The following is an 11,760-nucleotide window of genomic DNA, read 5'->3' on the forward strand; positions in this document are numbered from 1 at the left end:
CTCCTCCCGCTCGGTCGGTGCCGCCCGTCATCTGACCGAGCCGCTCTAGGCTAGTACGGTGGCCACCCGAATCCTGCGATTTCCGGTCGACGGTTGGCTGGAGCCGGAGGCCGCGTTCCTTGGCGCCTTCGCGCACGAGCCCTACGTCGTCTGGCTGGACGCCGGCCCGGATGCGCAGAGTGGCGTTTCCGTGATCGCGGCTGCTTCGGGCGGCTCGGAATTCGTGACCGCGTCGGTGGCGGAGGGCACGGTCTCGGTCGGGCGCCCGGGGGAGTCGCCTCTGACGGATTCCGGCGACATCCTCGCCTTCCTCGGCGAGTCGCTGGCGCAGTTCGACGATCTCGTCGCGCGTCACCCGCAGACGACCGATTTCAGTCTCGGCTGGCTCGGCTGGCTCGGCTACGAATACGGGGCGGCGGCCAGCGGGGTAGCGGTCTCGCCCACACGGTTACCCGATGCGGCGATGCTGTTCGTCGACCGTGCCGTCGTCTTCGACCACGGCACGCAGACGGTCGAGTTGATCGCGCTCGACCGCGACGGCGTGGCGGAGTGGGCTTCCAGCCTGCGCGAGCAGCTCACAGCATCCGGTCGTATGCGTGGAGATGGGCGGCGCGAGAGGCGCACCACGAACGGAGCGGAGGCGACGACACTGCGATGGCGGCACGACGATGCGACCTACCTGGGTCTGATCCGCGATTGCCAGGAGGCGATCCGGCGGGGGGACGCCTACCAGCTGTGCCTGACCAACGAGGCGATCGTCGAGGTGCCCGTCGACCCGATCGACGCCTACCTGCGGCTGCGCTCTTCGAGCCCGACGCACCACGGAGGTCTCCTGAGGTTCGGTGACGTCGCACTGCTGAGCGCGTCGCCCGAGCAGTTTCTGTCGATCACGCCCGCTCGGCGCATCCGTACGAAACCGATCAAAGGAACCCGGCCACGCGGCGCGACGGTCTCACGCGATCTCGACCTGCGCGCTGAGCTCGAGGCCAGCGACAAGGAGCGCGCGGAGAACGTCATGATCGTCGACCTCATGCGCAACGACCTGGGCCGGGTCTGCCGGGTCGGATCGGTGGAAGTGCATCACCTTCTGGCCGTCGAGAGCTACGCGCAGGTCCACCAGCTGGTCAGCACGGTCGAAGGCGTCCTCGCCGACGGCGTCGGTCCCCTCGACGCGGTGGCCGCCTGCTTCCCCGCCGGTTCGATGACCGGGGCGCCCAAGATCAGTGCGATGCGCATCCTGCACGAACTCGAGGACGGTCCGCGCGGAATCTACTCGGGATGCTTCGGCTACCTGGGCCTCGATGGAAGCGCCGATCTCGCTATGGTGATCCGCAGTATCGTTGTCGAACCGGAACGGGTGTCGATCGGTGCCGGCGGCGGGATCACGGCGTTGTCCGTCCCCGAGGAGGAGCTCGACGAGGTAGCGGTGAAAGCGTCGGCGCTCATCGCTGCGCTCGGGCTGTGAGCAGTCGGGAACGGATGCGGGCCGCCGAACGTTTAGTAACCTTGACGATGGGCGTCGCCCGCTGTGATTGCGGGCCACCTTCAGCGTCGACGGGCCCATCAATACGATGATTGAGAGTTACGTGGCACACGAGCACGATTCAGCCAGCGCGCCGACCGAAGGCACGCAGTACGACTTCGCCGCAATCCAGGAGAAGTGGCTCCCGGTCTGGGACGAACTGAAGCCGTTCGCGACCGACGACCCGGCCGACAAGCGGCCGCGCAAGTACGTGCTCGACATGTTCCCGTACCCGTCCGGCGACCTGCACATGGGCCACGCCGAGGCGTACGCGCTCGGCGACGTCATCGCGCGCTACTGGCGCCAGCAGGGCTTCAATGTGCTGCACCCGATCGGCTGGGACTCGTTCGGCCTGCCCGCGGAGAACGCGGCCATCAAGCGCGGCCTCGACCCCAACGGGTGGACCAACGACAACATCGCGCAGCAGAAGGCGAGCATGCGCCGGTATGCGCCCTCCTTCGACTGGGACCGCGTGCTGCAGACCAGCGACCCCGCCTACTACCGCTGGAACCAGTGGCTGTTCCTGAAGCTGTACGAGAAGGGGCTGGCGTATCGCAAGGCGAGCCAGGTCAACTGGTGCCCGTTCGACCAGACCGTGCTCGCGAACGAGCAGGTCGTGAACGGCCGCTGCGAGCGCTGCGACCATCTGGTCACCAAGAAGAAGCTGACCCAGTGGTACTTCCGCATCACCGACTACGGCGACCGCCTGCTCGACGACCTGAACCAGCTCGAAGGTGCCTGGCCGAGCAAGGTCATCAGCATGCAGCGCAACTGGATCGGACGCTCGATGGGCGCCGACGTCGAGTTCGCGATCGAGGGGCGTGAGGAGCCGGTCACGGTGTACACGACCCGTCCGGACACGCTGTACGGTGCGACGTTCATGGTGGTCGCCCCGGATTCCGACCTGGCCGCGGAGCTCGTGGCGGATGCGCCGGCCAACGTGAAGGAACGGTTCGACACCTATCTGGAGAAGGTGCGCGGCACCACGGAGATGGACCGACTGGCTTCCGACCGCGAGAAGACGGGCGTATTCCTGGAGCGGCATGCCACCAACCCGCTGAACGGCGAGCGGCTGCCGATCTGGGCTGCGGACTATGTGCTCAGCGACTACGGGCACGGCGCGATCATGGCGGTTCCTGCCCACGACCAGCGCGACCTGGATTTCGCGCGCGCTTTCGACCTGCCTGTGCGGGTCGTCGTCGACACCAACCAGCCGGTGACCGGCGCCATCCCGGTCATCCACACCGACCCGGCGACCGGCGAGGCCATCCTGCCCGATGACCTGCCGCCGCTGAACCCTGCGGAGACGGGCATCGCGCTCACCGGCGAAGGTCGCCTGATCAACTCGGGTCCGTTCAACGGGCTGAGCAAGTCGAACGCGATCCGTCGAGTGACGGAGGCGCTGCAGGCGAGTTCGCTCGGCCGCTCGGCGAAGAACTTCCGCTTGCGCGACTGGCTGATCTCGCGGCAGCGTTACTGGGGCACGCCGATCCCGATCATCCACTGCGAGGAGTGCGGTGAGGTTCCGGTGCCCGAGTCCGAGCTGCCGGTGCTGCTTCCCCCGGCAGACGGACTCGACCTGCAGCCCAAGGGCACCAGCCCGCTGGGCGCGGCCGAGGACTGGGTGAACGTCGCCTGCCCGAGCTGCGGTGGCGCGGCCAAGCGCGACACCGACACGATGGACACCTTCGTCGACAGCTCGTGGTACTTCCTGCGCTTCCTGTCGGTCGGCGATGACACTCGCGCGTTCGACCCGGCTGAAGCCGAGAAGTGGGCGCCGGTCGACCAGTACGTCGGCGGCGTGACGCACGCCATTCTGCACCTGCTGTACTCGCGGTTCATCACCAAGGTCCTGTTCGACCTCGGCTACCTGAGTTTCACGGAGCCGTTCACCGCGCTCCTGAACCAGGGGCTGGTCCTCATGGACGGGTCGGCGATGAGCAAGTCGCGCGGAAACCTGGTGAAGCTCTCGGAGCAGCTCGACGAGCACGGAGTCGACGCGGTGCGCCTGACGATGTCGTTCGCCGGTCCTCCCGAGGACGACATCGACTGGGCCGACGTCTCGCCGGCCGGCAGCGCGAAGTTCCTGGCGCGGGCGTGGCGTGTCGCGAACGACGTGACCAGTTCGCCCGACGTGCTCTGGAAGGACGGCGACACGTCGCTGCGGCGGATGACCCACCGCTTCCTGGCGGATGCGCCGGGTCTGATCGAGGCCTTCAAGTTCAATGTGGTCGTGGCCCGGCTCATGGAGCTGGTGAATGCGACCCGCAAGGTGATCGACACCGGCGCGGGAGCCGCGGATCCTGCTGTTCGTGAGGCTGCAGAGGTCACGGCGATGGCCCTGAACATCTATGCTCCGTACGCCGCTGAAGACATGTGGGCGATTCTCGGTTACGAGCCGTCGGTGGCTCTGGCGCAATGGCGCAAGCCCGATCCGAACCTCCTGGTCGAAGATGCGGTCACTGCAGTCGTGCAGGTCGACGGAAAGGTTCGCGACCGGCTCGAGGTGTCGCCCAAGATCTCGACCGACGATCTCGAGGCGCTTGCACGGTCGTCGGCCGCAGTCGTGCGCTCCGTCGGTGACCGGGAGATCGTGAACGTGATCGTCCGCGCTCCCCGGCTGGTGAACATCGCGACCCGTCCCACCGGCTGAGAGGAGTAGCGACTCCTCCACAGCGGCGGCGACCGCCCCTGATGTGCACAATCGGACGGCGGTCGGCGGGCCCGTCTCCGTCTGAACCATAGCGTTCAGATGTGCGACATCGAGCCGAGAACCCTCTGAGCGACCTCGCTGCGGAAGCCCGCACGGGGTCGCAGGGTGCTCGCGTCCGGATCGGTGTGGGTGCGGGCGTGATCCTCCTCCTGGTGGGGATGGTGATCGCCGTGCTGGTGACGACCTTTGCGCCGCGGGGCGGTGTTCGAGACCTCGACACGGTGCCGACCGCGTCGAGATCCGCAGCGCCGACAGTCGGCGGAGGCAGCCGCACAGGGCCGGGTTCGACGACCTCCGAGACGGTGCTGCTCGTGCATGTGCTGGGGGCGGTGACCAGGCCGGGAATCGTCGAGCTGCGACAGGGGGCGCGCGTCGTCGACGCCATCGCGTCGGCAGGTGGACTCGCCGCGGATGCGAATCCTGCCGGGGTCAATCTCGCACGTCCGGTCTCCGACGGTGAACAGCTCGTCGTTCCGCGGGAAGGCGAAGAACTCGTCCCCGCGGCGGGCCCCAGCGCGTCGGTCGGCGGTGGGTCGGGAGGCTCGCTCGTGAGCCTCAACCGCGCATCCGTCACCGAGCTGCAGGCCCTGCCGCGGATCGGGCCCGCGCTGGCCCAGCGCATCGTCGACTGGCGGGAAAGCAACGGCCCGTTCTCCGTCCCCGCTGATCTGATGAAGGTGAGCGGGATCGGGCAGACGCTCTTCGACGCGCTCAAAGACCTGATCACTCTATGAGAGTCGACCTTCGTCTCGTCGCGCCGGCATCCGCCGGGTGGCTGGCGACACTGGCCCTGGTGTTTCTTCCCGGTGCGGCCGGAGTCGTCGCTTGCGCAGGCTGGGTGCTCGCGCTGGTGCTCTGCGCGGGAGGCGTGGTCTCGAATCGGAGCCGAGCGCTCTGGCGGGGCGCCGGCCTCTCGGTCGTCGTCGTGGCTCTTCTGTCGACGGTGGTCGCCATCGAAGCTCCGGGACGGAACCCGGCACCCCTCGAGGCCGCGAACGAGCAGGGTGGGGTGGTCGAACTCCAGGTGAGGCTCGATTCCGCGCCCGGCAGAACGAGCGGCGCGCCCGGTTCGCCCGAGCGCTGGCGCCTCGTCGGAACCGTGATCTCGGTGCTCGAAGGTGCTCGAACGGTCGAAGTGAGCGTGCCGGTCGTCGTCTTCGCGAACAGCGAAGCGGGGGCCTTGGCGGGAATCGGATTCGGCGACACGGTCAGCGTCAGAGGCCGGCTTCGCGCTACATCGGCGGGGGAGAGAGCGGCCTACCTCGTCAGTTCGAAGGAGCCGCCGACGCTCACCGCCGACGCGCCGTTCTGGGTGTCCTGGACCGACGGTCTCCGGACGTCGTTCAGCTCAGCGGCAGCGAAGCTGCCCGGCGAAGGAGGGAACCTGCTCCCTGGCCTCGCGATCGGCGATGTCAGTTCCGTCGGCGAGAAGCTCGACACGGCCATGAAGACCAGTTCGCTCAGCCATGTGACCGCGGTTTCGGGCTCGAACTGCGCTCTCGTCACCGGAATCGCCTTCGCGGTCGCAGCAGCAGCCGGCGCCGGGCGCAGGATGAGGGCAGGCATCGCGGTGGTCGCGCTGGCAGGTTTCGTCGTATTGGTCACACCCGACTCGAGCGTTGTGCGAGCGGCGATCATGTCGACGATCGTGCTCTGCTCGCTCGCATCGGGTCGCCCATCCCGAGGACTCCCGGCGCTCGGCCTGGCTGTGATCGTGCTGCTTCTGTTCGACCCGTGGAAGGCGGTCGATTTCGGCTTCGCGCTCTCGGTCCTGGCCACCGGCGGACTCCTTCTGCTCGCAGGTCCGCTGGCGGCTGCATTGTCGCGATGGATGCCCGCTGGGCTCGCGATGATCATCGCGATACCGCTGGCCGCACAGCTCGCATGCCAGCCCGTCCTCATCCTTCTCGATGAGACGCTGCCGCTCTACGGCGTACCGGCGAATGTGCTCGTCGAGCCGGCAGCACCGGCGGCGACAGTCCTCGGCCTTGCCGCGTGCATTCTGCTGCCGTTGATTCCTGTCGTCGGCACCGCACTCGCGTGGCTCGCCTGGCTTCCGGCCGCATGGATAGCCCGGGTCGCGCTGGCGGTTGAGGAACTCCCGTCGAACCGCCTGCCATGGCTGGGCGGAGGCCCGGGCCTCGTTCTCGCGGCGGTGGTGCTCGTCCTCGTCTGCATTCGGATCGCGGCACCGAAGGGCCGACTGACGGTGTGGTGGTCGGTCGTCGCGACGGTGGGCCTCATCGTCGCTGCAGGCGTCTACGCGGGCTCCCTGACGGGAACGCGCTGGGGAGACGCGCTGGCACTGCCCGCGAACTGGCAGATCGCGGCGTGCGACGTCGGCCAGGGCGATGCGGTGCTGGTGAGGGACGGTGACTACCACGCACTGGTCGATGTCGGCCGTCATCCCGAACTGATCAGCGCCTGCCTGGAACGATTCGGCATCAGCAGGCTGGATCTCCTCGTCCTGACCCATTTCGACGCAGACCACTCAGGCGGCCTCTCCGCTGTCGTGGGAATGGTCGAACGGGCGGTCGTCGGGCGTGCGGTGACCGCGGCAGAAGAGGCGGAACTCGAGCGCCTTCGCCAGGCCGGCGCGACTGTCGAACAGGGCATGACCGGGGTCGGCGGCGAACTCGGCGGTCTCTCGTGGTCCGTTCTGTGGCCTGTCGGCGGAGGCGATCCTGAAGCGATCCCGAGCGGCAACCCCGGGAGCGTCACGGTCGAGTTCGAGGGCCGCGGAATCCGGTCGATCTTCCTCGGCGACCTGGGCGAGCAGTCGCAGGATGCGCTCCTGGCGACCGGAGCGATTCGTCCGGTCGACGTGGTGAAGGTGGCGCATCACGGCTCGGCTGACCAATCGCCGCGCCTGTATGACGAGTTGGCGGCGCGGGTGGGCCTGATCTCTGTGGGTGTCAACGGCTATGGGCATCCGACGCGCTCACTGCTCGAACTGCTCGCCGCCACCGGGACGTCCGCGTTGCGAACGGACACGCAAGGCGTGCTCGTGGTCTCGCAGCGAGGCGATTCGGGCGACATCGAGGTGTGGACGGACCGCGCGGACGATGACGGAGGGGGCACCTATGCTGGAACGGACGAAGGAGGATCGTGGCGGCACGAAGCACGGCAGGCGCACGCGGCGGCAGGGCGACGGGGGGTGCCGGCCGGTCTGCGGCGGCGATCCCACAGGTCACCTGGAACAGCATCCGCCCGAAGCCGGTCGTTCTCGTGTCGGGTACAGAAGGGTTTCTCGCCGACAGGGCTATCCGTATGCTGCGCGACCAGCTCAAGGCCGAAGATCTGAGCCTCGAGGTCAGTGATCTCGCTGCCAACGACTACGCGCCGGGCGAGCTCCTCACGCTCGCCAGCCCATCCCTCTTCGGTGAGCCTCGACTGATCCGCGTCGATGCGGTCGAGAAGTGCTCCGATGTGTTCCTCGATGAGATGCTCGGCTATCTCGCCGACCCTGCTGAGGGAGCAGTCGTCGTTCTCCGGCACGCCGGGGGAGTGCGCGGCAAGAAGCTTCTCGACGCGATCCGTGCCGGCCAGGGCGACGGCATCGAAGTCGTGTGCACCGAGCTCAAGCGCGACTCCGACAAGTACGATTTCGCCCAGGCGGAATTCGCGGCGGCCGGCAAGAAGATCTCCCCAGGAGCCCTCCGCTCCATCACGTCGGCCTTCACCGACGACCTGGCCGAACTCGCGGCGGCCTGCCAGCAGCTCATCTCCGACGTCGGGGCCGAGGTCACCGAATCCACCGTCGACAAGTACTACAGCGGCCGGGTCGAGACCAACGCCTTCCAGGTGGCTGATGCGGCGATCGCCGGCCGCCACGGTGAAGCTCTCGTGACGATGAGGCACGCGCTCGCGTCAGGGGCAGACCCCGTCCCCATGGTCGCGGCGTTCGCGGTCAAAGTGCGCACGATGGCGAAGCTCGCCGGGGTGCGCGGCAGCTCGGCGCAGCTTGCATCGCAGTTCGGGCTGGCACCGTGGCAGGTCGATCGTGCGCAGCGCGATCTGCGAGGGTGGACCGATGAGGGACTCGGCCGCTGCATCGAAGTGCTTGCCGAGACTGATGCAAACATCAAAGGCGGCGGGCGCGACCCGGTGTTCGCACTCGAACGCATGATCCGCATCATCAGCTCGCGCGGCCGCAGCTGACGATTCAAGGCCTCGCCGCGGCTACGATCAGGGGCATGGACGGGCGGGTCGTACTTCGTCGGGCCGGGACTACCGATGCCGACGATCTGAGGCGAATCGTCCGCGCTGCGTATGAGAAACATGTCGTCAGGATCGGACGCGAGCCCGCACCGATGCTGGCGGACTACACCCGATTGGTGGGCGAAGCTCGTGTCTGGATCGCTGAACTGGCCGGTCGACCGGTAGGGCTTCTCGTCACACGGCCGGAGGCCGATCATCTGCTCGTCGAGAACATCGCTGTCGATCCGGCCGCGCAGCGGCGGGGAGTCGGAGCGCGTCTACTCGAACGAGCTGAGCTCGACGCTGTCGAGGCGCAGCGGAGCGAGATCCGGCTGTACACGAACGAGGCGATGACAGAGAACCTCGCCTACTATGCGCGTCACGGATACGTCGAGCTGCATCGCGCGACGGAAGATGGCTATCGCCGCGTCTTCCTGGGAAAGCAACTGCCCGAGGGCGACTAGAAACACCCGGCAGACCAGGTCGCTTCGTCGCGAATGCGACACTTCCGGTCGAGAGCGGCAGGCGCACCTGGCGGTCTCGACCGCAGCTGACACGCTCGGGAGACGCCCACGCCAGCAACGCGAAAGGGCCCCCGTCTGTCGACGAGGGCCCTTTCGCACAGCTGCCCACGTGGGCACTGGGGTAGATCTAGAGGCTTGCGACCTGCTTGGCGATTGACGACTTCTTGTTCGCAGCCTGATTCTTGTGGATGACGCCCTTGCTGGCGGCCTTGTCGAGCTTCTTCGTGGCGAGCTTCAGGGCCGAAGCGGCCTTCTCCTTGTCGCCCGCGACGATGGCTTCGCGCGTGGCGCGAACTGCCGTCTTGACTTCGCTCTTGACCGCCTTGTTGCGCTCCTGAGCCTTCTTGTTGGTGCCGATGCGCTTGATCTGCGACTTGATGTTTGCCACGAGTGGTTGAGTTCTTTCGTTCGATGTGAGTTACGGATGTGCCGCTCAGCGAGAGAGGGCGCCTTGCGGCAAGATCGTGCGGATAGAACCCACACGCAAGCCAACAGACAACGTTACCAGCACGATGCCGTTCCCGGCAATTTCACCGGAGATGTCCAGCGCAGTACGATCAGCCGACCGTACTGCGCTGCGGCGCGTAGCTCCCGCTCAGGATCTCCTCCACCAGGCTCGGGCGGTTCGGCTCCCAGCCGAGCTCGATCCGCGCGGCAGTTCCGCTCGCCTGCTGGTCCAGGAGGAGAGCATCCGCGTAACCCGCTCCGAGGCGTTCGCGCGACGCATCCGACGACTCGCCGACCACGCCGCCCTCGATTCCGGCCGCCGCCGCTGCCGCTTCGCCGAGTTCCCGAACGGTCGGATTCTGTCCGCTTGCCCCGATGTAGGTGGTACCGGCGGTCCCGTTCTCGAACGCCAGCAGGTACAGGGCGGCCAGGTCGTCCACGTGCACCGTCGCCCAGTGCTGCGAGCCGTCTCCGATTAGGCGAAGGGCCGGAGGCGCGGTCTCACTCACCGGTGCGCCGACGATGTCGTTCGGCATGCCTTTTCCGTATCCGTACACGACGCCGGGGACGACGATGAGAGTGCGGATGCCGAGCGCGTCACACACCCGGGCTTCATTCACTCCGCGCCACGACGTCAGTTCGGGCGGATCGACGGGAGAGTTCCCGGTGATGTCGCTGTTGCTGCCGTAGGTCCAGATCCCGCCCGTGTGCACGAACGGCTTGTCGCTTCCTTCGAGACCGCGGAACACACCGGTGATGAAGTCGTGGTCGACGTCCTTCGCCGAGGCGAGATGGATGACGCCATCGCTCGCCTCGGATGCGTCGGCGACGAGGTCGATGTCACGGGCATCCCCGATGAGTGCTCGCGCGCCGGCCGCTGTGACCTGGGCAGCCTTGGCCTCGTCCCGGACGAGTGCGGTCACCGAATGACCCTCGTCGATGAGGCGTCGAAGAACGGATGATCCGATGTAGCCGGTCGCGCCGGTCAGGAGAATGCTCATGCAGGCAGTAACGCACGCGCGACCGCGGCATTCCATGGTGGGCGTCATCGGGCGAAATCAGCGCCGATGCGGGTCGGCGTAGGCTCGACAGATGAAGACTGCCCCCGCATCCGTCGCCATCGTAAACGCCTATCTCGTGCCGGTCGCCGGCGATCCGATCGAGGGCGGGACCGTCCTCATCGAGGCGGGCCGGATCACAGCGGTCGGACGCGACGTCGCCATCCCGGCCGAGATCGACGTCGTGGATGCGAGCGGCAAGTGGGTGCTCCCCGGCTTCATCGAGTCGCACGGCCATGTCGGAATCGACGAAGAGGCGAACGGCCCGGCGGGCGACGACACCAACGAGATGACGGCGCCGAACACCGCAGCGGTTCGCGCCATCGACGCCATCAACATCGACGACGAGGGCTTCAGGGATGCGCTCTCGGGCGGCATCACGTCCGTGGTCGTGAAGCCCGGCTCCGGCAACCCGATCGGCGGTCAGACGGTCGCGATCAAGACGTGGGGCGGGCGCACGATCGATGAGCAGGTGATCAGCGACGCGGTCAGCGTGAAGTCCGCGCTGGGTGAGAACCCGAAGCGGGTCTACGGGGCGAAGGACAAGACGCCGAGCACCCGTCTCGGGGTGGCCCTCATCATCCGCCAGGCGTTCGTCGAGGCGCAGGACTACATCGCTGCGCGCGACGCTGCGCTCGCGGACGGCAAGCCGTACACGCGCGACCTCGCAAAGGAAGCGCTCGCGCGCGTCCTGGAGGGTGAGTTGGCCTGGGACCAGCACACGCATCGTCACGACGACATCGCCACGGCCATCCGCCTCGCTGACGAGTTCGGCTACCGCCTCGTCATCAACCACGGCACCGAAGGGCATAAGCTCGCCGACGTCCTGGCCGAGCGGGACATCCCGGTGATCTTCGGCCCGCTGTTCACGTCGCGATCGAAGGTGGAACTACGCGATCGCGCCATTCGCAACCTGGCCACCCTCGCGGCTGCCGGGGTGCGGGTCGCGATCACGACCGATCACCCCGTGGTGCCCATCAACTTCCTGGTGCACCAGGCGTCCCTCGCCGTCAAGGAGGGTCTGCCGCGCGACATCGCCCTGCAGGCGCTCACGGTGAACCCGGCGTCGTTCCTCCGGCTCGACGACAGGGTCGGATCGCTTCAGCCGGGACTCGACGGTGACGTCGTCGTCTGGTCGGGCGACCCGCTCGATGTGAACTCGCGCGCAGAGCGCGTCTTCATCGAGGGTGCCGAGGTGTACCGCTGGGAGGACGGGCGCGGCCACGTCGTCGAACGCTCGGAGCGCTTCTCGGTCTGACGCGCATCCGCGGCCGGCGTGTCTGCGTCGGTTCGTCA

At 67.5% G+C, this 11,760-nt stretch carries 9 protein-coding genes; 7 read left to right on the forward strand and 2 right to left on the reverse strand.

Going from position 1 to position 11,760, the window contains the following annotated elements; translation table 11 throughout:
* Positions 1 to 58: 58 nt before the first annotated feature.
* The 6 genes from AAYO93_RS07985 (at position 59) to AAYO93_RS08010 (ending at position 8,899) form a co-directional block, all read left to right on the forward strand.
* Positions 59 to 1,465, forward strand: a complete 1,407-nt coding sequence (locus AAYO93_RS07985; protein ID WP_345764449.1) for an anthranilate synthase component I family protein — start codon at positions 59 to 61, stop codon at positions 1,463 to 1,465.
* 121 nt (positions 1,466 to 1,586) lie between these two features.
* A complete protein-coding gene (gene leuS / locus AAYO93_RS07990; RefSeq protein WP_434056680.1) occupies positions 1,587 to 4,175 on the forward strand; it encodes a leucine--tRNA ligase in 2,589 nt (862 codons plus the stop codon).
* A gap of 101 nt (positions 4,176 to 4,276) precedes the next feature.
* Positions 4,277 to 4,969, forward strand: a complete 693-nt coding sequence (locus AAYO93_RS07995) for a helix-hairpin-helix domain-containing protein (protein WP_345764451.1) — start codon at positions 4,277 to 4,279, stop codon at positions 4,967 to 4,969.
* Positions 4,966 to 7,539 carry a ComEC/Rec2 family competence protein gene (locus tag AAYO93_RS08000; RefSeq protein WP_345764452.1) on the forward strand — a complete coding sequence of 858 codons (2,574 nt, stop codon included), beginning with the start codon at positions 4,966 to 4,968 and terminating at the stop codon, positions 7,537 to 7,539. The genes AAYO93_RS07995 and AAYO93_RS08000 overlap by 4 nt, the downstream gene beginning before the upstream one ends.
* Positions 7,506 to 8,396 carry a DNA polymerase III subunit delta gene (holA, locus tag AAYO93_RS08005; RefSeq protein ID WP_345764453.1) on the forward strand — a complete coding sequence of 297 codons (891 nt, stop codon included), beginning with the start codon at positions 7,506 to 7,508 and terminating at the stop codon, positions 8,394 to 8,396. Before AAYO93_RS08000 ends, holA begins: the two co-directional genes overlap by 34 nt.
* 35 nt (positions 8,397 to 8,431) lie before the next feature.
* A complete protein-coding gene (locus AAYO93_RS08010; RefSeq protein ID WP_345764454.1) occupies positions 8,432 to 8,899 on the forward strand; it encodes a GNAT family N-acetyltransferase in 468 nt (155 codons plus the stop codon).
* Between the two features lie 187 nt (positions 8,900 to 9,086).
* Here the strand turns inward: AAYO93_RS08010 and rpsT are convergent, their stop codons facing one another.
* Positions 9,087 to 9,347 (reverse strand): 30S ribosomal protein S20, encoded by a 261-nt coding sequence (gene rpsT / locus AAYO93_RS08015; protein WP_345764455.1) that lies wholly within the window; start codon positions 9,345 to 9,347, stop codon positions 9,087 to 9,089.
* A gap of 169 nt (positions 9,348 to 9,516) precedes the next feature.
* Complete coding sequence (locus AAYO93_RS08020) at positions 9,517 to 10,407, reverse strand: NAD-dependent epimerase/dehydratase family protein (RefSeq protein ID WP_345764456.1); 891 nt, start codon at positions 10,405 to 10,407, stop codon at positions 9,517 to 9,519.
* Between the two features lie 91 nt (positions 10,408 to 10,498).
* Here AAYO93_RS08020 and AAYO93_RS08025 point away from each other — a divergent pair, with 91 nt between their 5' ends.
* On the forward strand, positions 10,499 to 11,722 hold the full coding sequence (locus AAYO93_RS08025) for an amidohydrolase (RefSeq protein WP_345764457.1): 1,224 nt from the start codon (positions 10,499 to 10,501) through the stop codon (positions 11,720 to 11,722).
* Positions 11,723 to 11,760: the final 38 nt, after the last annotated feature.

The organism is Diaminobutyricibacter sp. McL0608, assembly GCF_039613825.1.
Lineage (GTDB): Bacteria > Actinomycetota > Actinomycetes > Actinomycetales > Microbacteriaceae > Diaminobutyricibacter.

Bases quoted from the DNA above. Each gene is read 5' to 3' on its own strand.
- holA (WP_345764453.1), top strand. From the start codon at position 7,506: ATGCTGCGCGACCAGCTCAAGGCCGAAGATCTGAGCCTCGAGGTCAGT.
- AAYO93_RS08020 (WP_345764456.1), bottom strand. From the start codon at position 10,407: ATGAGCATTCTCCTGACCGGCGCGACCGGCTACATCGGATCATCCGTT.
- AAYO93_RS08000 (WP_345764452.1), top strand. From the start codon at position 4,966: ATGAGAGTCGACCTTCGTCTCGTCGCGCCGGCATCCGCCGGGTGGCTG.
- AAYO93_RS08025 (WP_345764457.1), top strand. From the start codon at position 10,499: ATGAAGACTGCCCCCGCATCCGTCGCCATCGTAAACGCCTATCTCGTG.
- AAYO93_RS08010 (WP_345764454.1), top strand. From the start codon at position 8,432: ATGGACGGGCGGGTCGTACTTCGTCGGGCCGGGACTACCGATGCCGAC.